The sequence below is a fragment of the Burkholderia sp. LFS061 genome, from assembly GCF_047978125.1.
In the GTDB taxonomy this organism is placed as follows: Bacteria; Pseudomonadota; Gammaproteobacteria; order Burkholderiales; family Burkholderiaceae; genus Burkholderia; species Burkholderia pyrrocinia_C.
Genome location: NZ_JBFPFS010000020.1, coordinates 41619 through 63042, shown reverse-complemented (window position 1 = coordinate 63042; position 21424 = coordinate 41619). Strand labels below are relative to the sequence as shown.

General features: G+C 69.2%; 18 protein-coding genes. 9 read left to right on the top strand and 9 right to left on the bottom strand.

The genetic code is table 11. The annotated features are described in order from the left end of the window. Positions 1–20: 20 nt before the first annotated feature. The 5 genes from ACNQQL_RS19040 (at position 21) to ACNQQL_RS19020 (ending at position 5975) form a co-directional block, all read left to right on the top strand. Entirely contained in the window at positions 21–1736 is a 1716-nt protein-coding gene (locus tag ACNQQL_RS19040; protein WP_347065081.1) for a choline dehydrogenase, read from the top strand. Continuing rightward, the gene (locus ACNQQL_RS19035; RefSeq protein ID WP_347065080.1) at positions 1723–4173 is read left to right on the top strand and encodes an alpha/beta hydrolase fold domain-containing protein; all 2451 of its coding nucleotides are present in this window, start codon (positions 1723–1725) and stop codon (positions 4171–4173) included. Before ACNQQL_RS19040 ends, ACNQQL_RS19035 begins: the two co-directional genes overlap by 14 nt. Positions 4174–4390: 217 nt before the next feature. Continuing rightward, complete coding sequence (locus ACNQQL_RS19030) at positions 4391–4945, top strand: protein tyrosine phosphatase (protein ID WP_347065079.1); 555 nt, start codon at positions 4391–4393, stop codon at positions 4943–4945. 371 nt (positions 4946–5316) lie between these two features. Then, entirely contained in the window at positions 5317–5649 is a 333-nt protein-coding gene (locus ACNQQL_RS19025; protein WP_347065078.1) for a type II toxin-antitoxin system RelE/ParE family toxin, read from the top strand. Further along, entirely contained in the window at positions 5646–5975 is a 330-nt protein-coding gene (locus ACNQQL_RS19020) for an addiction module antidote protein (RefSeq protein ID WP_072442165.1), read from the top strand. Before ACNQQL_RS19025 ends, ACNQQL_RS19020 begins: the two co-directional genes overlap by 4 nt. 26 nt (positions 5976–6001) lie before the next feature. Here ACNQQL_RS19020 and ACNQQL_RS19015 read toward each other — a convergent pair whose 3' ends face one another. Together ACNQQL_RS19015 and ACNQQL_RS19010 are read right to left on the bottom strand one after the other, a co-directional pair. Continuing rightward, on the bottom strand, positions 6002–8020 hold the full coding sequence (locus tag ACNQQL_RS19015; RefSeq protein ID WP_347065077.1) for a VTT domain-containing protein: 2019 nt from the start codon (positions 8018–8020) through the stop codon (positions 6002–6004). Between the two features lie 102 nt (positions 8021–8122). Beyond that, positions 8123–8575 (bottom strand): hypothetical protein, encoded by a 453-nt coding sequence (locus ACNQQL_RS19010; protein ID WP_347065076.1) that lies wholly within the window; start codon positions 8573–8575, stop codon positions 8123–8125. 322 nt (positions 8576–8897) lie between these two features. Between ACNQQL_RS19010 and ACNQQL_RS19005 the strand changes: the two genes are divergently transcribed. Both ACNQQL_RS19005 and ACNQQL_RS19000 read left to right on the top strand, forming a co-directional pair. Then, a complete protein-coding gene (locus ACNQQL_RS19005; RefSeq protein ID WP_072442167.1) occupies positions 8898–9545 on the top strand; it encodes a response regulator transcription factor in 648 nt (215 codons plus the stop codon). Then, positions 9542–11329 carry a sensor histidine kinase gene (locus ACNQQL_RS19000; protein WP_347065075.1) on the top strand — a complete coding sequence of 596 codons (1788 nt, stop codon included), beginning with the start codon at positions 9542–9544 and terminating at the stop codon, positions 11327–11329. The genes ACNQQL_RS19005 and ACNQQL_RS19000 overlap by 4 nt, the downstream gene beginning before the upstream one ends. A 120-nt stretch (positions 11330–11449) precedes the next feature. Here the strand turns inward: ACNQQL_RS19000 and ACNQQL_RS18995 are convergent, their stop codons facing one another. From ACNQQL_RS18995 to ACNQQL_RS18985, 3 genes are all read right to left on the bottom strand, one after another. Then, positions 11450–11725: a YlcI/YnfO family protein gene (locus tag ACNQQL_RS18995; RefSeq protein WP_072442171.1), complete on the bottom strand. Its 276-nt coding sequence runs from the start codon at positions 11723–11725 to the stop codon at positions 11450–11452. A 93-nt stretch (positions 11726–11818) separates the two neighbouring features. After that, a complete protein-coding gene (locus tag ACNQQL_RS18990; RefSeq protein ID WP_034182070.1) occupies positions 11819–13129 on the bottom strand; it encodes an MFS transporter in 1311 nt (436 codons plus the stop codon). Between the two features lie 113 nt (positions 13130–13242). After that, positions 13243–14259: an ABC transporter substrate-binding protein gene (locus ACNQQL_RS18985; RefSeq protein WP_347065074.1), complete on the bottom strand. Its 1017-nt coding sequence runs from the start codon at positions 14257–14259 to the stop codon at positions 13243–13245. A gap of 238 nt (positions 14260–14497) precedes the next feature. Between ACNQQL_RS18985 and ACNQQL_RS18980 the strand changes: the two genes are divergently transcribed. After that, entirely contained in the window at positions 14498–15163 is a 666-nt protein-coding gene (locus ACNQQL_RS18980) for a response regulator transcription factor (protein ID WP_072442176.1), read from the top strand. After that, positions 15150–16571: a sensor histidine kinase gene (locus ACNQQL_RS18975; protein WP_347065073.1), complete on the top strand. Its 1422-nt coding sequence runs from the start codon at positions 15150–15152 to the stop codon at positions 16569–16571. Before ACNQQL_RS18980 ends, ACNQQL_RS18975 begins: the two co-directional genes overlap by 14 nt. Positions 16572–16663: 92 nt before the next feature. Here the strand turns inward: ACNQQL_RS18975 and ACNQQL_RS18970 are convergent, their stop codons facing one another. The 4 genes from ACNQQL_RS18970 to ACNQQL_RS18955 are packed head-to-tail and all read right to left on the bottom strand — an operon-like array spanning position 16664 to position 21336. Beyond that, positions 16664–17428, bottom strand: a complete 765-nt coding sequence (locus ACNQQL_RS18970) for an ABC transporter ATP-binding protein (protein WP_347065072.1) — start codon at positions 17426–17428, stop codon at positions 16664–16666. Further along, the gene (locus tag ACNQQL_RS18965) at positions 17425–18282 is read right to left on the bottom strand and encodes an ABC transporter ATP-binding protein (RefSeq protein WP_347065071.1); all 858 of its coding nucleotides are present in this window, start codon (positions 18280–18282) and stop codon (positions 17425–17427) included. The genes ACNQQL_RS18970 and ACNQQL_RS18965 overlap by 4 nt, the downstream gene beginning before the upstream one ends. Positions 18283–18293: 11 nt before the next feature. Then, a complete protein-coding gene (locus tag ACNQQL_RS18960) occupies positions 18294–20105 on the bottom strand; it encodes an ABC transporter permease (protein ID WP_347065070.1) in 1812 nt (603 codons plus the stop codon). A 37-nt stretch (positions 20106–20142) separates the two neighbouring features. Further along, on the bottom strand, positions 20143–21336 hold the full coding sequence (locus tag ACNQQL_RS18955) for an ABC transporter substrate-binding protein (protein ID WP_347065069.1): 1194 nt from the start codon (positions 21334–21336) through the stop codon (positions 20143–20145). Between the last annotated feature and the right edge of the window lie 88 nt (positions 21337–21424).

The window sequence follows — 21424 nt, the reverse complement described above, 5'->3', positions numbered from 1 at the left end:
GACCATCAGGAGACGATTTCATGAGCAAGACTTTCGACTACATCGTCGTCGGCGGCGGTTCGGGCGGCTGCGTCGTTGCAGGGCGACTGACCGAAGACCCGGCAGTGACCGTCTGCGTGCTCGAGGCCGGCGGCCGCGGCGACAGCACGATCGTCAACGTGCCGACCGGCGCGGTCGCGATGATGCCGACCCGCTTGAACAACTGGGCGTTCGACACGGTGCCTCAACCGGGGCTCGACGGACGCATCGGCTACCAGCCGCGCGGCAAGGTGCTGGGCGGCTCGTCCGCGATCAACGCGATGGTCTACATCCGCGGCCATCGCGTCGACTACGACGGCTGGGCCGCGCTCGGCAACGAGGGATGGGCGTACGACGACGTGCTGCCGTACTTCCGGCTCAGCGAACACAACGAGCGCTTCGACGATGCGTGGCACGGCCGCGACGGCCCGCTGTGGGTCAGCGACCTGCGTACCGGCAACCCGTTCCATGCGCGCTATCTGGAAGCCGCGCAACAGGCCGGCCTGCCGCTCACCGACGATTTCAACGGCGCGCAGCAGGAAGGCATCGGCATCTACCAGGTCACGCAGAAGCACGGCGAACGATGGAGCGCGGCGCGCGCGTACCTGCTGCCGCACGTCGGCCGCCGCGACAACCTGACGGTCGAGACGCACGCGCAGGTGCTGCGCATCCTGTTCGACGGGACACGTGCGATCGGCGTCGACGTGCGGCAGCACGGCGAAATCCGCACATTGCGCGCGCGGCGCGAAGTCGTGCTCGCGGCCGGCGCGCTGCAAACGCCGCAATTGCTGATGCTGTCGGGCGTCGGCCCGGGCCGCGAACTTCAAGGGCTCGGCATTCCGGTACATGCCGACCTGCCCGGCGTCGGCCGCAACCTGCAGGATCATCCGGATTTCATCCTCGGCTACCGCACGCGCGGTGTCGACACGATGGGCGTATCGGCACGCGGCGGCCTGCGCATGCTGCGCGAGCTCGCGCGCTTTCGCCGCGAACGGCGCGGGATGCTGACGTCGAATTTCGCGGAAGGCGGCGGCTTCCTGAAGACGCGCGCCGGCCTCGACGCGCCGGACATCCAGCTGCACTTCGTCGTCGCGCTCGTCGACGATCATGCTCGCAAGCTGCATGCCGGCCATGGTCTGTCGTGCCACGTGTGCCTGCTGCGGCCGCGCAGCCGCGGCTCGGTCACGCTCGACAGCGTCGATCCGCTCGCGGCGCCGCGCATCGATCCCGCGTTCTTCGACGATCCGCGCGACCTCGACGACATGGTCGCGGGCTTCCGGATCACGCGCCGGCTAATGGAAGCGCCCGCGCTCGCCAGCTGGATCACGCGCGACCTGTTCACCGCGAACGTCACGTCCGACGACGAAATCCGCGACGTGCTGCGCCGGCGCACCGACACCGTGTATCACCCGGTCGGCACGTGCCGGATGGGCCACGACGCGCTCGCCGTCGTCGATCCGCAACTGCGCGTGCGTGGCCTGCAGGGGCTGCGCATCGTCGATGCGTCGGTGATGCCGACGCTGATCGGCGGCAACACCAATGCGCCGACGATCATGATCGCCGAGAAGGCCGTCGACATGATTCGAGGCGTGCGCCGCACATCTGTGCAGCCGCATGCCGAAACCGTCAGTACATCGATTGATCGCAACACCGTCGGTGCGTCGCGCGCCGCTCAAGATACCAACCAGCCGGAGGAAACCCGCCATGCTGTCGCCTGATGCTTCCCGCCCGACCGAACCCGCCGCGCCGCTTGCGGCGATCGTCATCGGCGCCGGCTTCGCCGGCATCGGCATGGCGATCGCGCTGCAACACGCCGGCATTCACGATTTCGTGATCGTCGAACGCTCGCACGACGTCGGCGGCGTGTGGCGCGACAACAGCTACCCGGGCGCCGCGTGCGACGTGCCCTCGCATCTGTACTCGTTCTCGTTCGAGCCCAATCCGTCGTGGTCGCGTGTGTTCGCGCCGCAGCCTGAAATCCATGCGTACCTGCAACATTGCGCGCGCAAGTACGGCCTCGCGCGCCATCTGCGCTTCGGCGCGGAAGTCGAGCGCGCGCGGTACGACGAAGCCCGTGCGCAGTGGCACGTAACGCTCGCCGACGGCACGACGCTGAGTGCGGCCGCACTGGTCAGCGGCACTGGCCAGTTGAGCCGCCCCGCGATGCCCGACCTGCCCGGCATCGACACGTTTCGCGGCCGCGCCTTCCATTCCGCGCACTGGGATCACGACTCTCCGCTCGCCGGCAAGCGCGTGGCCGTGGTCGGCACCGGCGCATCGGCGATCCAGTTCGTCCCGGCGATCGCAGGCGACGTGCAGCGTCTCGTCGTGTTCCAGCGCTCGCCGGCCTACGTGATGCCGCGCCCCGACCGCGCGTATCGCCCGTGGGAGCAGGCACTGTTTCGCCGGCTGCCGTGGGCGATGAAGCTGCACCGCGCGTCGATCTACCTGCGCTACGAATCGCGCGCGATCGCGTTCACGCGCCTGAACGGGCTGATGGATGTTGCGGTCGGCAGACCGTTTCGCAAACTGCTCGCGCGCGACGTGCCGGACGCCGCGCTGCGCGAACGGCTCACGCCCGACTACCCGATCGGCTGCAAGCGCATCCTGCTGTCGAGCGACTACCTCGCCGCGATGAGCCGCGACAACGTCGGGCTCGTCACGCAGCGGATCCGGCGCGTGACCGAGGACGGGATCGAGACCGTCGACGGCGTGCACCATCCGGTCGACGCGATCGTCTACGGCACGGGATTCGCGGCGACCGAGTTCCTGTCGCCGATGCGCATCACGGGCCGCGACGGGCTCGACCTGAACGACGCGTGGCGACGCGGCGCGCAGGCGTATCTCGGGCTCACCGTGCCCGGCTTTCCGAACTTCTTCATGCTGTACGGCCCGAACACCAACCTCGGCCACAACTCGATCGTCTACATGCTCGAAAGCCAGATCGCGCACGTGATGCGCTGCGTGCGCGCGATGCGGCGCGACGGCGCATCCGCGATCGACGTCGACGCGCGCCGCTACCGGCGCTACAACGTGCATGTGCAGCAGCGGCTCGAAGGTTCGGTATGGAGCAGTTGCAAGAGCTGGTACGTCGATGCCTCGGGGCACAACAGCACGAACTGGCCGGGCTTCACGCTGACCTACCGGTGGATCACGCGCTTCACCGGGCTGTCCGCGTACCGCTTCACGCATCCGTTGCCCGGTGCCGCCGCGCCGGCGCATGCCGTGGTGGTCACACCGCCCGCCGGCGGACTGGAGGCGCTGTCCGCCGCGTCGCTGCGCGGCTTCCTGCGGGTCGCGTTCCGGCCGCTGATCGGGCCGCCGTTCGGTGCGCGCATGCAACGCCGTGTCGTCGCGCTGCTGTCGCCGCTGATGCCCGGCACGGGCGGCACGCTGCGCTACCGTATGTCCGCCAACGGCGTGCCGATCGAAGTGGTCGCGCCGAAACGCGGCGATACGGGCGGCGCGATCCTCTATCTGCACGGCGGCGCGTTCTGCCTCGGCGGGCCGCATACGCATCGCGGCGTGACGACGCGGCTCGCGAACGAGGCCAGCCTGCCGGTGTGGGTACCCGATTACCGGCTCGCGCCCGAGCATCCTGGCCCTGCGGCGCTCGACGATGCGCTGGCCGCGTACGACGCGATGCGCACGCAGGGTTATGCGCCGCACCGGATCGTGATCGCCGGCGATTCGGCCGGCGGCGCGCTCGCGCTGGCGCTCGCCATCGCATTGCGCGAGCGCGGCGAGCCGGCTGCGGCCGCGCTGCTGCTGATCTCGCCCGTGACCGACCCCACGCTCGGCGGCGCAACGCTCACTTCGCGCCGTCGCGACGATCCGATGATCCGTCGCGGCTGGCTCGAACAGGGGCTGCGCTGGTATCACGGCGCCGGCTCGGCCGCCGCGCGCGGCCCGCTCGACACCGACCTGCGCGGCCTGCCGCCGATGCTGGTCCAGGCCGGCGATCAGGAGGTGCTGCTGTCGGATGCGCAGCGGCTCGCGAATCATGCGGCCGCGTGCGGCGTGCCGTGCCGGCTGGAGATTCATGCGGCGCGCTGGCACGTGTTTCATCTGCAGGCGTTTTACCTGAGGTCGGCGCGGGACGCATTGCGGACGCTGGCGGGGTTTGCATCGGAACGCGTCGCCGCGACGGCGTGACGATGAAACGGTAACGCGCGGCGATCGGGGCAGCGGTTCCCGCCTGCCCCGATCGCCGCAAGACGCATGCGCCGCCACCGTGCCCGCTTGCAACGAAGCGACACCGTCTTGTGAAAACCGATCGTTTATTTTTTTCCGTCGCACACGGCCGTCATGATCTCCCGCAAGCCTCGGCGCGATGCCGCGGCGACCTCACCCCACCCTGGCGGAGACACCAATGAAAAGAAACCACACCCTCAACGCGCTTGCGCTGCTCTGTTGCGTCGGCATCCAGTGCGCGGCGCCGGCATTCGCCGACGAGCCGAAGAAGGTCGCGTTCGTCGACACCGGCAACACCGGGCGCAGCGTGATGGCCGAAGCGATCGCGGGCCAGTTGATCGCGCAGCGCCACGCGCATGTCGCGGTGATTTCGCGCGCGGTCGACGAGGATCCGTACGACGAAAAGCCCGAGGAAAACGGCGTGATCCTGATGAAGCGGCGCGGTATCGACACGTCCGCGCACCGCTCGGTGCAACTGAACGCGAACGACATCAAGCATTCCGACGTGATCCTGACGATGACCGACAAGCACAAGGAAAAGGTGCTCGCGCTCTATCCGTCGGCGGCCGGCAAGGTGTTCACGCTCGCCGAATATGCGTCCGGAAAGCACGTCGACGTGCCTGACGCATGGGGCAAGCCGATGGACTTCTACGAATCGGTGACCGCGCAGCTCGACACGTACATCCCGGCCGCGCTCGACAAGGTCGCGACGGCCGCGCCGGCGAAGCAGTAATGCGGGAAGACCTGCCGGCATGCAAGGCGCACGACGCGCCGGCGCCGGCAGGTTTGCCGTTCACGTCATTCCCTCCCGACACCCCACACTCGGCGCGTACCTCGTCTTCGCGCCATCGACACCGGCCATTCGGCCGAATCGCCACCGTACGCACCGGATGAAAGAATGATCGTCGTTCGGGAAGCCGGCTTCGCTGCCTGAAACCCCGAACCATGAAGGCGCTGCATGCGCTCCGGCCGCGGCGCCGTTGCGTTGCATGCCGTCTCGATCCGACAACCGGCAACGCGTGCATCGCACCCCGTTCACACCACCTGTGGCAGCCCGCATGGCCGCCTCGTTCCCTTCACCATTTTTGTAGCTTATAAGTTACAATGCCATCCAAGTTCGAACTGCTTCGCTATCAGCGCGACGACGGTCGCGAGCCTTTCACCGAATGGCTGAACGCCGTGCGCGACAAGTTCGTCCAGGCGCGGATTCGCGAACGCCTGCGCCGTGTGCAGACAGGCAACTTCGGCGATTGCGAGCCTGTCGGCGAAGGCGTGATCGAACTGCGCATCCATGTCGGTGCCGGCTATCGCGTGTACTTCGGCCGGCACGGCGGTGCACTGGTGCTGCTGCTGTCCAGCGGCGACAAGGGCAGTCAACCCGACGACATCAGGCGTGCAAAGGAACACTGGTCGAACTGGAAACGGAGGCAAATGTGAGCAAGCTCAAAGGCGCGGTATCGCACCACGACGCGGAAGTCGCCGAACTCGGCGCCGATCGCGACCTCGCGGTGGCCTATCTGCGCGTCGCAATGGAATCGCTCGACGATCCCGACAACCGCGCGGCCGCCCTGCTCGCGCTGCGCACGGTCGCGGAAGCGTACGGCGGGCTCGGCGCCGTCGCGGCCGAAGCCGGCATCAGCCGCGAATCGCTGTATCGCACGCTGTCCCCCAACGGCAACCCGACGCTGAAAACCCTGCTCGCGGTGCTCAAGACGGTCGGCCTGCGCCTGTCCGTCGTCCCCGCGCAGCCGGCGCACGCGTAAGCGGCGCACACGGCCCGCCTGCCCGCTCACGGCCTGACCATCCACACCAGCAGCATCCCGGCCGGCGCGGCATTCATCCCCGCCGGCGGATGCTCGATCGTCGGCTCGACCGCCAGCGCCTGCGCGATCGCCGCCGCATCGTCGATCGGCGTCGTCCGCACGATCGTCATCAGCCGCGCCGGCTGGTGCAGCGTCTCGCGATACAGTGCGCCGTACCACAGCGGCCGCGTGCCGAGCGCATCCTGCAGCACGTACGGATAACGCCACAGCCGCAGCACGACACGGCTTTCAGGGTGGCCCGGATCGACGCGGACGAACACGCGGCGCGTGCTCTCGCCGTGCGTGTAGCGCGGCAGCACCGGCAGCGTGTCGACCGGCGCCTGCGGCAACAGCCAGCGCAGCGCGGTGGCAGGCGACCACGGCGTCGCGCGCTGCCAGCCGGCCTGCGCGAGATGGCGATCGAGCGTGTCCGACGTCGCGCTCCATTGCAGCGGCAGATATTCCTCGCGATCGCCGCCGATCTCGGTGCGCCGCGTCGGCACGCGCTGCCACCCGCCGCGCATCCACTGATCGACGGTCATCGCAACCACGTCGCCGACATGCGGGCGCGCCGCGCGGTCGAGCTGCCATTGCGCGGGAACCGTCCATACGCCGGCCGTCGCGAGCACCACGACCACCGCGACGAGCGCGCCCCTCGGCTGCACATGCTCGCGCACGCGCCAGTACGCATAAGCGCCGGCGAGCACCGCGAACCACGCCAGCCCGAGGCTCCAGCCGCCGAGCAAACCCGACAGCCACGTGTCGCCGACATACAACCGCGCGAAGCCGCCGAGCACGATCCACAGCACGACCGCCGTCACGACCGGGATGCGCCACCGCGCGGGCCCGTCGTGCGCCAGCACCCAGCCGAGGCCACTGCTCGCGAGAATCGCGAACGCGGCATCGGCATCGGGCAGCGGCACGTGCAGTGCGCCGGGCGGCAGGCTCGCGGGCGTCGCGCCGGGCACGCCCGCGCCGAACACCGGCACGAGCACGACGGCGATGCCGATCGTCGCGAGCCACCACGCGGACGTCAGCCAGCAGCGATGAATCATCAGCCAGACGAGAAACGCGGCCGCGACGATCAGCCCCGTATCGTGCCCGTGCAGCACCGCGAGCGCGCTCATCGCGGCATCGACGGGCGGCGTGCGCAGGTTCTGCAGGAACGCGTACAGCGCGATGTCCGCCTGCATCAGCGGATCGTTCGCGACGACATCCTGCACGAGCCCCGCGAACAGCCACACGCAGCCGACGAAAAGCAGCGCGAGCACCGGCACCGCGCCCGGCAGGCGACGCACGCGCGCGATCATGTCATGCAGCCGCGCGCCGAACCGCGGCCAGCGGCGCGCGCAGGCGTGCGCGACTTCGACGAGCGCACGACGCAGCAGCGGCCAGCCGCGCCGCAACGCGACGCGCACGCCGATCCACACCAGCGCGACCAGCGCGGCGACGACCGCCAGGATCGCGGCGACCCGCACGCTGATCGCCGCGGCCAGGACGGCCGATGCGCCGAACAGGATGCCCGGCGCCACATGAACGGGCGCCCACACGAGTGCCGATATCACGTTGACCGGATAGAACGACCGGCGCGGCAGCATCGCGCAGCCGACGACGACCGGCACGACCGCGCGCACCGGCGCGAGGAAGCGCGCGAGCACGATGCTCTTCATGCCGTGACGCAGCACGAACTCCTCGCCACGCGCGTAAGCGGCTGCGTAGCCGAAGCGCGCCCACGCGTTGCGGATCACCCCGCCATAGTGCCGCCCGAGTTCGTAGCTGATCCCGTCGCCGACCACGGCGCCGACGGCCGCGACGCCGATCGTCGTCCACCCGTCGAGCGCGCCCGCGCCGATCAGCGCACCGGCCGCGAACATCACGGCACCGGCCGGCACGACCGTGCCGACCAGCGCGATCGCCTCGGCGCAGGCGGTCAAGAACACGATCGCCAGCACGAGCAGCGGATGCGCGCCGATCGCGCCGATCCACGCGTGGATCGTGTCGCTCATCGCGCGCTCCAAAGCGGTGCGGCCCGGTGTGCGAACACCGGGCCGGCAGTGGCGTGGGGAACGTTCATCGCGAGGTGCGCGCGGTCGAGCCGGCGTCGGAGGTCAATCGAACTCGTACTGCCGCGCATCGGCCTCGAGCGGCGCGTCGTGGTACCCGACCGTCGCGATCTCGTGCAGATAGCGCGCGAGAAACGCGCCGATCGACCCGGCGGCCTCGAATTGATGCACGTGACGGAATTCGTGGGTCAGCAGGCGGCGCGTGTCTTGCCCGCGCAGCACGAACACCGCATGGCCGAGCGTGAGCCCGATCGTCCCCGGCGACAGCAGCCCAGTGTCGCGTGCGATCGCGGCCAGCGAAGGCGTTTCGGGAAACGGCATGCGGTCGACGATCACGACGCGGATCCGCTCCGGCTGCGCGACGCCCACGGTGCGCGCGTCGTCGGCCTGCGCCGGCGTCAGCGGCACGCCCTGCGCGATCCCGCGCGCCGCCTCCGCTTCGGCCCATGCGACGGCGGCAGGCAGTGCGGACGGAAGGATATCGGCAAGGTCGATCATCGCGGGGCTCCTCGGTTGGCGCGGCGGCATCGGGCACCAGTTTAGTCCCGAATCGGGGCCGTTCGCGGGGCGCTTCGCGTGACGCCACGCAGGTCCGCCCCGGGCGCATCAGTCATCAGGGAATACCCTATTCCACAAGCGGTCCACGCCGCTTCCTTTCCGTCGATTACTTCGGTTCAGTACACATTCCGGGGTCGGATATCTCGAAAATTTCCCGGATGTGTACCGTTTTGGGATTCGGCGGAATATATTGATCGGAAGAACAATCGCGGCGGCAACCGGACGGCAGGGTCCGCGGCGTCATCCCGAAGAGGGTCGCTCGATGATCAGGGTAATTCTGGCTGACGATCACGCAGTCATGCGAGACGGACTGCGTCATATCCTGGAGAGGGCCGGCGGTTTCGAAATCGTCGGCGAGGCGAGCGACGGCCCGGCCACGCTCGCGCTGGCCGAGCGCAGCGCCGCCGACGTGCTGCTGCTCGACCTGTCGATGCCCGCGCCGACCGGCATCGAGCTGATCCGGCTGGTCAAGAGCCACGCGCCGTCGCTGCGCACGCTCGTGCTGACGATGCATGCCGAGGCGCAGTACGCGGCGCGCGCGTTCAAGGCCGGCGCAGTCGGTTACCTGACGAAGGACAGCGCGACCGCCGAGCTCGTCGAGGCCGTGGGCAAGGTCGCGGCGGGCGGCGTCTACGTGAGCCCGTCGGCGGCCGAAAGCCTCGCGCGCACGCTGCGCGCGCCGGCCCAAACGCTGCCGCACGAACGGCTGTCCGCGCGCGAGCTCGACGTGATGCGCCGCATCGTCGCGGGCCAGACGGTCACGCAGATCGCGTCCGAACTCGCGCTGAGCGCGAAGACGGTCAGCACATACAAGACGCGGATCCTCGAGAAGATGGAACTGCCGCACGAAGCCGCGCTGGTCCGCTACGCGATGCGCCACGATCTCGACCCCGGCGTCGACGACGCATGACGACCACCCTCCACTTATCGCCTGCCCCCGCGGACGACGCCGATCCGGACGCGTCGCGCCTGTTCATGTCGTCGCTGCCGCCAGGGCGGCGCGAGCGGCGGCTCGCGATCGCGACCGTGCTCGTGTCGGCCGCGATCTTCGCCACGCTCGCGCCGTTCGCGGGCATGCCGCTCGCGCCGGGCTGGGCGTTCATCCCTGTGTACCAGTCGGCGATCGTCGTCAACGACATGGTGACGGCCGGCCTCCTGCTCGGCCAGTACGCGATCCTGCGCGAGAAATCGCTGCTCGCGCTCGCGGGCGGCTACCTGTTCACGGGCTTCATGGCCGGCACGCACATGCTGACCTTCCCGGGGCTGTTCGCGCCGACGGGCCTGCTCGGTGCCGGCGAACAGACCACGGCCTGGCTGTACCTGTTCTGGCACGGCGGCTTTCCGCTCGCGGTCGCCGCCTATGCGCTGCTGCGCGCGGCGTCGCGCACGCGCCCGATCCCCGCCCCGCAGCGCCGCGCGGCGATTCCGGTGGTGCTCTGCATCGCCGCGGCGGCCGCCGCGACGGCCGCGCTCGCGGTGCTCGCGACCGCCGGCCACGACCTGCTGCCGCGCATCATGCACGGCAACCGGATGGCCGCGACGATGACGAACGCGATCACGGTCGTCTGGGCGCTGAACCTGATTGCGCTGGTGCTGATGTGGCGGCAGCGGCGCCATCATTCCGTGCTCGACCTGTGGGTGATGACCGTGCTCGTTGCCTGGCTGTTCGACATCGCGCTGTCGTCGATGCTCAATCACGGGCGCTTCGATCTCGGCTTCTACGCGGGCCGCGCGTACGGCCTCGTCGCGTCCGGCGTCGTGCTGTTCGCGATGCTGTTCGAGAACGGCCGGCTGCATGCGCAGACGGTGCGCGCGCTGGCCGGCGCGCGCTACCAGCATCTGCTCGTCGTGCAGAAGAGCGCGCAGCTGAACGAGGCGAACGAACGGCTCGAACAGCGCGTCGCCGCGCGCACCGCGCAACTGAGCGCGTCGAACCGCGACCTGCGGCGCGAAGTCGAGGAGCGCGTGCGCGCGGAGCGGGCGCTGCAGGCGTCACGCGAGGAACTGCGCGAGATCGCCGCGATCAGCGCGACCGCGCGCGAGGCCGAGCAGCGCCGCATCGCCCGCGAGCTGCACGACGAACTCGCGCAGACGCTCGCGGCGCTGAAGAACGATCTCGAATGGCTGATCGACCGCGTGCCGCAGGACGACGCGCCGCTGGCGCGCAAGATCGCGGCGATGCACACGATGGCACGCGGCGCGGTGGCCGCGACGCGGCGCATCGCGTCGGACCTGCGCCCGCTGATGCTCGACGATCTCGGCTTCGCGGCGGCGATGCAATGGCTCGTGGAGGATTTTCGGCACCGTCACGGGATCGCGTGCGCGCTGCATGTCGATCCGCCCGAGTTGCAGCTCGACGAGCCGTATGCGACGGCCGTGTTCCGCATCGCGCAGGAAGCGCTCGCGAACGTCGCGCGGCACGCGGCCGCGTCGCATGCGGATGTCGAGCTCGTGCACGGCGACGATGCGATCGCGCTGACGATTCGCGACGACGGTGCGGGATTCGATCCCGGCGTGCCACGCAAGTCGAACTCGTTCGGGCTGGTCGGCTTGCGCGAGCGTGCGTACCTCGTCGGCGGCACGCTGCAGATTACGACGACGCTCGGCGAAGGTACGACGGTCGAGGTGGAGATTCCGCTGTCGCATCCGCAGGTAGCTGTTGCGCATGGGGGAGATGAGGCTTCGCGCGGGTAGGCGGTCGAATGCGGCGGTGCCGCGACGCTGACGCGGTCAGTGGTAATCGTCTTCTCGTTGATGGCGGACGGCGAGGATCGTGACTTGCGTCCGCGATGCATGGATCGCCATCCCAATGGCTTACCCGAGCGCTCTTGTCGCCCGTGCCGCTTTCAGCATGCGCTCGAGTTCAGCCTGGACGTTTACAGCATCGATGTATTCGCCGGTCCGCCGCGCCTCGTCGCGTGATGCGAGACCACGCGCGACAAACTCGCGCTGCACGCGTCGGCGCGCAACGCGAGCGCGCAACGCCGATTCGATGAACGCGGAGAGCGTCTCGTTTTTCGCCAGAACGGATTCAGCGGCTTCAAGCAATTGCGGATCGATCCGGAACGCGGACTTCGTCGCAGAATTCATTGCATTCCCCATGTGTGTCAATGGATCGCACGGTAGCACACCGACACGCTCCAGGAGCGTGAACCGGTTGGAGCAGCCACGAATCCATGCGCGTCACACCCGCGCCGCCACCATCCCCCGCTCCGACCGTGTCCACGCGACCAGCGCGCCGATCCCGAGCAGCGCGAGGCACACGATCGGCACGATCATCGGCCCGAACGCGGTGCCCGTCACCTTGCCCGCGAACGGCATCAGGTTCTGGCTGAAGAAGCCGCCGAGGTTGCCGATCGAATTGATCGCCGCGACGCTCGCCGCCGCCCGCGCGCCGGTGAAATAGCGCGGCGGCATCGACCAGAAGCACGGATACAGCAGCGGGATGCATGCGCCGCCGAGCACGAGCGCGATGAAGCGCAGCGGCGTCGACGGCAGCACGAGACTCAGCAGGAAGCCGAGCGCGCCGAGCGCCGCGACGATCGCGATCGTGCGCAGGATGCTCTTCGCGCGGCGCAGCTTCGCCGGCAGCCACACCAGCAGCAGCACCGCGAGCGCCCACGGCAGCATGCTCAGGAAACCGTTCGTACTGCTCGACACGCCGAACGATTTCACGAGCGTCGGCAGCCAGTACGTGACGCCGTACAGCGACGTCGACATCAGCATGTAGGTCGCCGCGAACAGCATCACGCGCGGATCGAGCAGCGCCTTCCACGGCTGCCCATGCTCGGCCTGCGCGGGCTTCTCGCGCTCCAGCGCGGCCGCGACGATCTGCTTCTCGCGCTCGTCGAGGAACGGCGCCTCGCGAAACGACGCGGGCAGCACGCGGAACACGACGATCGCGACGATCACGGCCGGGATGCCCGTTGCAATGAACACCCACTGCCAGCCCGCCAGCCCCCACACGCCGTTCAGGCTCAGCAGCACGCCGCCGACCAGCGAGCCGAGCATGTTCGCGAGCGCGCTGCCGAGCGTGAAGATGCCGAGCACCTTCGCGCGGTAGCTTTGCGGAAACCACAGCGTCAGGTAGTAGATCACGCCCGGATAGAAGCCGGCCTCGGCGATGCCGAGCAGGAAGCGCAGCGAGCAGAACGCGGGCATCGACGTCGTGAAGCCCATCAGCACGGTGATGAGGCCCCACGTCAGCATGATCCGCGCGAGCCATACGCGTGCGCCGTAGCGATGCAGCGCGAGCGTGCTCGGCACCTCGAACAGCAGGTAGCCGATGAAGAACAGCGACGACGCGAGCCCGAACGCGGCCTCCGTCATCCCGAGGCTGTGCACCATCTGCAGCTTCGCGAAACCGACGTTCTGCCGGTCGATGAACGCGATCAGGAACATCACGACGAGGATGGGCAGCAGGCGCCGCGCCACCTTCGACATGATGCGCTGTTCTTCGGCGGACGCGGGGTCCAGGGTTTCGGTAGCGTTCACTACGGGCTCCTTGCGTGAATCGGTTGCGTGTCGGTTGTATCGGCGCCGCGCGCGACGAAGGCGCGGGCGCGGAATGTTTCGATGAATATCGTTTGTAAGCGGGCCGGCGGCGCTCAGCCCGACCGGTAGTCGTCGAGCATCGGCGCGAACATCTCGTGCCATGCGCGCGGCTTCGCCTTGATCGTGCCGGCCAGGTACAGGAATTCGACGTAGTCCATCAGCTGGTTCGGCCGCACCGAAAAGCGCGTGTCGGGTGCGGCGAGCATCCGCATCACGTCGTCGTGCGACACGCCGACGCCCGACGACGCCGCATAAAGCGCGGCCGCCGCGCGCGGATCCTGCGCGATCAGGCGGTTCGCTTCGTCGAGCGCGCCGAGAAACGCGGCGGCCAGCGCGGGCTCCGTATCGACGAGCCGCTTCGGCGCGAACACGACGTCGAGCGTCAGCGGGCCGAGCACGTCGACCGAACTCACGACGCGGTGGATGCCCGGCTGCCGCAACTCGAGCGTCGAGAACGGCGGCGACGTGAAGTGCGCGGTGACGCCGTTCTCGCGTCGGATCAGCGCCTGCATCGCCTGCGGATGCGGCAGGTTCACGGTGATCGAATCGAGCTGCGCGAAATGCTTCGGGCCGAGCAGCCGGCTCGCGACCATCTGCAGCACGACGGCCGACAACGACGTGCGGATGCCGGGCACCGCGATCCGGTCGGACGGCGTGAAGTCGCGCAGCGACGCGAGGCCCGGACGGTTCGCGTTCAGCGACAGCGACGTGGTCGACAGCCCGCTGATGCCGATCACCTCGACGTTCGGAATGCCGCGCGCCCGCGCCCACAGCTCGATGAAGCCCGGCGCGCCGGCGCCCGCGAAATCCAGCGTGCCGGCCATCATCGCGTCGTTGACGGAATTGCCGCCGTCGAGCAGCACCCAGTCGACCGCGACGTCGCGCACGCCGTGCCGCGCCGCGTGCCGCTCGAACAACCGCTGCTTCTCCATCACGAGCAGCGGCAGGTACAGCACGCCGTAGCCCTTCGAGATCCGCACGGTGCGCGGCTTCGCGCGCACCAGCGCCGGCGCGGCGAGCGCGCCGAGCCCGGCGGCGATCAATGCGCGGCGGCGCGGCGACGTCGTCATGCGCGCGCCGCCTTGCGACGGGCGGCAAACAGCCACGCGAAGGCTGGCGGCGCGCTGCGGCGCGCGTGCGTCGTGCCCGTGACTTGCTGCATGTTGCCGTCTCCTTGAATATTTCTGGTATTAATGCCGTCCTTGCGTGCTGCTTCCGGCTCGACACAGGTTATCGACCGAGTCTGAGAAAATGCTGACATCCCGGCCCCGGGAAAACCCCTAATCCACCCACCTGAAAAACGGCACCATGCGCATTCTCGTCGTGGAGGACGATGCCGAAATCGGCGCGGCGATCCGCAGCCGCCTGGCGCGGCTCGGCCACGCGGTCGATCTCGAAACCGACGGCGCGACCGCGAACGGGCTGCTGCGCGTCGAGCGCTTCGACCTCGTCGTGCTCGACGCGAACCTGCCCGGCATGGACGGGTTCGCGGTGCTGCGCAACCTGCGCGCGTCGGGCGGCACGACGCCCGTGCTGCTCGTCACCGCGCGCTCGGCGATCGACGACCGCGTGAGCGGCCTCGGCCTCGGCGCCGACGACTATCTGGTGAAGCCGTTCGACTACCGCGAGCTCGATGCGCGCGTGCAGGCGCTCCTGCGCCGCAACAGCGGCCACGCGAACGACGTGCTGACGCTCGGCGGCCTCGTGATCGACCGCAGCAGCCGCCTCGCCGAGCTCGACGGCCAGCCGCTGTCGCTGTCGCGCCAGGAATTCGCGCTGCTCGAAATCCTCGCGAGCCGACCGCAGCGCATCTTCTCGAAGGAAGAGCTGCTGAACCAGTTGTTCAGCTTCGGCAACGAGCCGACCGCGAACGCGGTCGAGCAGTACGTGACGCGCGTGCGCAGAAAGCTGCAGGGCAGCTCGGTCGAGATCCGCACCGCGCGCGGGATGGGGTATCAGATTGCCGCGCATTGACTGGTTCCCGAAGACGCTGTTCGGACGCACGCTGCTCTTCATCGCGCTCGTCGTCGCGACCGGCGCGCTCGCGCTCGCGGCGATCGCGCGCTACTACGCGGGCGTCGCGGCCGAACGCGCGTACGACCAGCTGCTCGCCGGCGCGTCGATCCAGGTCGCGGAAAACCTCTACGTGCAAGGCGGCGTGCTCGCACTGAATCCGCCGGTGGCCGCGCTGTCGACGCTGTCGCGCTACGACCTCGTCTACTACAAGGTCGTCGATTCGCGCGGCATCGTCGTGGCCGGCTACAACGATCTCGCGAGCCCCGCGACGCTCGCCGCCGCGAAACAGGGCCCCGCGTTCGCGAACGCCGTCTACCAGGGGCACCGGATCCGCACCGCGACCATCGCGCGCTACATGCCCGAGGAAAGCACGCCGGGCTGGGCACTCGTGACCGTTGCGCAAACAACCAATGCGCGCCAGCAGCTCACGAACGACATGAGCATCAAGGTGTGGACGCTGATCCTGCTGATGAGCGTGCTCGCGATCGGCGCGAGCGGCCTCGCGATCCGGCGCGGCCTGCGCCCGCTCGCGCAGATCGGCACGATCATCGCCGCGCGCGACCCGGCCGACCTGCGGCCGGTGGCCGTCGACACGCCGAGCGAGATCGACGCGATCATCGGCTCGATCAACGGGTTGATACACCGCCTGGCCGAACGCATCAATGCGATGCAGCGCTTCATCGCCGACGCCGCGCACCAGATGCGCACGCCGCTCGCGCGGCTCGACGCACAGATCGAACTGCTCGACGGCGAATCCGATCCCGCGCGCCATGCGGCACGCCTCGATGCGCTGCGCGCGACCTGCTCGGACGTCGGCCGCCTCACCGGCCAGTTGCTCAATCATGCGATGGTGATCCATCGCATCGAGGCCGTGCCGCTGCAACCGGTCGAACTCGTCGCGCTCGCGAAGGACGTGCTCGGACGCACGATTCCGCTCGCGGACGAGCGCGACGTCGCCGTCGCGTTCGCGAGCGACGCGCCGCTTGCGTGGATCGACGGCGATGCGATCAGCTTGCAGGAAGCGCTGTCGAACGTGCTGCACAACGCGCTGCTGCATGGTCATGCCGACGACATCGTCGTCTCGGTCGCGACCGCGGGCAACGCCGACGGCGCGGTCATGCTGACCGTCACCGACAACGGCCGCGGGATTCCGCGCGAGCACTGGGACGCCGCATTGCAGCCATTCGTGCGGCTCGCGCCGGACGGCAGCGAACGGCGCACGGGGTCGGGCCTCGGGCTCGCGATCGTGCAGGAAGTGATGAAGGCGCACGGCGGGCGCGTCGGGTTTGCGTTTCCGGATGCGGGTGGGTTCGCGGTGGTGATGACGTTTCCGCGGGCGGCGGGGATCGGCGCCAGGCAGGCATAGGCCGGTGGAACCCGGCTCACGGTCGATCGGGTACTTGCTTCAACTCATGAGCCGCAGATGATCATGTGTCGGCCACCGATGAGCCACGCCGACTACACCGCCACCGCCTCCCCGCCCAGATACGCATCTCGCACGCGCTCATCGTCGAGCAGCGCCTTCGCGGGCCCTTCGAGCACGACGCGCCCGGTCTGCAGCACGTACCCGTAGTGCGCGATCTCCAGCGCGAGGCTCGCATTCTGCTCGACCATGAACACCGTCACGCCCTGCTTGTTGATCGCGTCGATCAGTTCGAGCACCTTGTCGACGTAGAGCGGCGACAACCCCATCGTCGGCTCGTCCATGCAGATCAGCTTCGGCCGCGCCATCAGCGCGCGCGCCATCGCGAGCATCTGCTGCTCGCCGCCCGACAGCGTGCCCGCGCGCTGCGCGAGCCGCTCCCGCACGCGCGGAAACAGGTCGAGCACGCGTTCGTAATCTTCCGCCACTGCCGTGCGGTCGCTGCGCGTATACGCACCCATCAGCAGGTTCTCCCGCACGCTCATGTCGCCGAACAGCCGCCGCGCCTCGGGCACGGCCGCGATTCCGCGTCGCACGCGCTGCGGCGTCGCGAGCGCCGTCACGTCGTCGCCGTCGAAACGCACGACGCCGCGGCGCGGCCGCATCAGCCCGAGAATCAGCTTCATCGTCGTCGATTTGCCGCTCGCATTGCCGCCGAGCAGGCTGACGATCTGCCCGCGGCCGACTTCGAAGTTCACGTCGAAATGCACCTGCACCGGCCCATAGAACGTATCGAGGTGTTCGAGTTTCAGCAGCGCGTCGGTCATGATCGTGTCGGGTCCGGTGGAAAGCGTGTTCATGCAGCCGCCTGCGTCGTGCGCTCCGCGGCAGCACCGCCCGCGTGACGCCGGCCGAGGTATGCCTCGATCACGCGCGGATCGTGCCGCACGTCGCGCGGCGCGCCTTCGGCGATCTTTACGCCGTTGTCGAGCACCATCACGCGGTCGGACACGCGCATCACGAGTTCGAGCTTGTGCTCGATCAGCAAGATCGTCAGGCCGCGCGCCTTCAGCGACTGGATCAATTGCAGCATCTCGGCCGTCTCCGTCTCGTTCATCCCGGCCGTCGGTTCGTCGAGCAGCAGCAGGCGCGGATGCAGCGCGAGCGCGCGGCCGATCTCCACGCGCCGCCGGTTCGCGTACGACAGGCTGTGCGCCGGATGATCGATGCGCGGCGTGAGCCGTTCGCCGAACCCGGCGACGATCGCGCGCGCCTCGTCGCGCAGCGCCGCTTCCTCGCGCCGCATCGACGCGGGCCGCACGAGCGCGCGCAGCACCTCGGCCGCCGCGCCGAGCGCTGGCCAGCCGGGCCGTGCCGCACGCAACCGCGCATGCGCGCCGATCAGCACGTTGTCGAGCACGCTCAGGTTGCCGAACACGCGGCCGTGCTGGAACGTGCGCGCGATGCCGAGCGCCGCGAGCCGTTCAGGTGCAGTGCCCGTGATGTCGCGGCCGTCGAACGTCACGCGGCCGGCATCGGGCCGGTCGGCGCCCGCGATCAGGTTGAACAGCGTCGACTTGCCGGCGCCGTTCGGCCCGATCACGCTCAACAGTTCGCCGTCGGCGAGCGTCAGGCTCGCACCGTCGAGCGCGGTCACGCCGTCGAAGCGGCGCGTCAGGCCCTGCACGTCGAGCAAGGGTCGGGGGGTGGTCATGGCATTCCTCCTCACACCGTGCCAAGCAGGCCCTGCGGCCGGAACCGGACGAGCAGCAGCAGCACGACGCCGTAGATCAGCATCCGGTAGTCGGCCGCCCAGCGGAACAGCTCGGGCAGCCCGATCAGCGCGACCGCGCCGGCGATGCCGCCGAGCACGTTGCCGAGCCCGCCGAGGATCACCATCGTCAGCGCGAGGATCGACACCTGCGAATCGAAGGTCTGGTGATTGATGTAGCTGTACAGGTGTGCGGCGATGCCGCCGCTCACGCCGGCCGCCACGCCGCCGACCGCGAACGCGATCGCCTTGTAGCGATTCGGCGCGATGCCGTGCGCGCGTGCCGCAATGTCGTCCTCGCGCACCGCGCGCAGCGTGCGCCCGAGATGCGAGCGCAGCAGCCGAACCTGCACGAGCGCGAACACCAAGAGCACCGCGAACGTAAACCAGTACGCGGCGCGCGCGGTCGTCGCCCACGGCAGCGGCGCGATGCCGGTAATGCCGAGCGGGCCGCGCGTGAGGCCGTCCCAGTTCAGGATCACGAGGCTCACCACTTCGCCGATCCCGAGCGTCGCGATCGACACGTAGTGCCCGCGCAGCCGGAACGCCGGATAGACGAGCAGTGTACCGAGCACGGCCGTGATCGCGCCCGCGCACGGGATCGTCACGGCCGGCGACCAGCCGAGATCCGACGACAGCAGCGCCGACGCGTACGCGCCGATCACCAGCAGCGCCGCAGCCCCAAGCGAAATCTGCCCGACCGTGCCCGCGACGAGCGTGAGGCTCAGCGCGAGCAGGCCGTACAACCAGGCGTTGGTCAGCGTCTGCAGCACGTACGGCGACGCGCCGAGCCACGGCAGCACGGCCGCGAGCGCGATCAATACGACGAGCACCGGCCGCGGCACGCGCACGGCTTTCGCGGCCGCGAGGAAGGTGCCCGTCATCGGTTCGGGCGGCAGCGCGCGGTTCGCGCTGAACAAGCCGTTCGGCCGCCATACGAGGAACACGATCAGCAGCCCGAACGCGAACAGGTCGCGATAGCTCGTGCCGAACAGCGCGACGCCGTAGCTTTCGACGAGACCGAGCAGCAGGCTGCCCGCGATCGCGCCCGGCACGTTGCCGAGCCCACCGATCAGCAGCGCGACGACGCCCTTCAGCGTCGCCTGGAAGCCCATCGCCGGATCGATGCTGTTGTAGTACATGCCGACCAGCAGCCCGCTCACGCCGCCGAGCGCGCACGCGATCGCGAATACCGTCTGGTTCACGCGGTCGACGTCGACGCCCATCTGCAGCGCCGCGTCGCGATCCTGCGCGGTCGCGCGCACGGCCCAGCCGAGCCGCGTGAAGCGCAGGAAGCCGTACAGCAGCGCGGCCGCCGCGATGCCGATGCCCGCGATCAGCAGGTCGAGCGAGCCGAGCGTCGCGCCGGCGATCCGCAGATGCCAGTCGGGCAGCGGCGTCGGCACCGCGCGCGGGTCAGCGCCGAATGCGAGCTGCGCGAGCTGGTCGAGGATGAAGCTGATGCCGATCGTCGCGAGCAGCGGCGCGATCCGCGCCGCATGGCGCAAGGGCCGCAGCCCGATCCGCTCGATCGCGATGCCGAGCGCGCCGCAGCCGACGACGACCGCCGCGAGCGCGACCGGCAGCGGCAGCCCGAAGCGTGTCAGGCACAGCCAGCCGATGAACGCGCCGGCCATGTAGACCGAGCCGTGCGCGAAGTTGATCAGGTGCGACACGCCGAAGATCAGCGCGAGCCCGACCGCGAGCAGCGCGTAGATGTTACCGACGATGAGGCCGTTGAGCGTGTAGTCGAGCCAGGATGCCATCACGATGCGTCCGTCACTTGCATGCGGTTGATTCGAATCAGCGCGCGGCGAGCTGCGGCTTCGCGCCGTCCCACAGCGCCCACTGCCCCTGCTTCACGACCAGATACACGGTGCGCGCGCCCGCGACGCGGCGCGTCTGCGGATCGAAGCGCACCTTGCCGAAGATCACGCTCGGCACGTCGCTCACTTTCGCGAAACCGTCGTGCGCGGCCTGGCGAGTCGTGCCGTAGCGACGCAGCACCTCGGCCGACAGGATCAGCGCGTCATATGCGCGCGCAACGAACGAATCGGGATCGGCGTGGAATTTCGCGCGATAGCGCTGCACGAACGCCTGCACCTCGGGGCGCGGCTCGGCCGGGAAGAAATTCGATTCCGTATAGACGCCGTCGACGGCCGCGCCACCCAGTTCGAGGAACTTCGGCGAATACACGGAGCCGACCGCCGCGATCGGCAGCGCAACGCCCGACGTCCGCGCCTGGCGCACGATCTGCGCGCCGTCCGCGTAGTACGAGATCAGCACGATCAAATCGGGCTTCGACGCGCCGATCCGCACGAGCGTCGAGCGGAAATCCTTCTCCGCCGGCTGATAGCCTTCGGCCGCGACGACCTGCGCACCGAGCCCGGCCGCCGCCTTCGCGAAAATGTCCTTGCTGGTGCGGCCCCAGTCGGTGTTCAGGTACAGCACCGCGATCCGCTTGAAGCCGAGTTCCTTCACCGCGTAGCGCGCGAGCAGCGGCTGCTCCTCGGCCTGGCTCAGCGCGGTGCTCCACAGGTAATCGCCGCCCTTCGTGAAATCCGGGTGCGAGTTCGTGAAGCCGAACTGGATCAGTTGCCCGCGCTGGTAGATCGGCGAAGCAGCCATCGACGTCGCGCTGGAGAAATCGCCGAGCTCGATCGCGATGCGCGGATCGGCGACGAACTTCTGCGCGATCGCCACCGCCTGGCGCGGATCGCTGCGGCTGTCCTGGAAATCGATCGCGAGCGGCCGGCCGTGAATGCCGCCGCTGCCGTTGATCTCGTCGAGCGCGAGATCGAAGCCGCGCTTCCATTGCTCGCCGTATTGCGCGTCCTGGCCCGTGAGCGGCCCGCTCACGCCGACCACCACCGGCTCGCCCGACACGCCCGCCGCGAGCGCGCCGCCCGCCGACAAGCCCCATGCGGCAGCGAGCGCCGCCACCGTGCCCAGCACGCGCCGCCATGCGCCGCGTGCGTCGTTCCCCGAAACGTTCATGCCGCCCCCACCTTCAGTCAGTCGAAAAGAGTGAGGGCATGTAACCATCCGGTTCAGGGCGATCCAACGAAGTTTTGCGCATATCGAT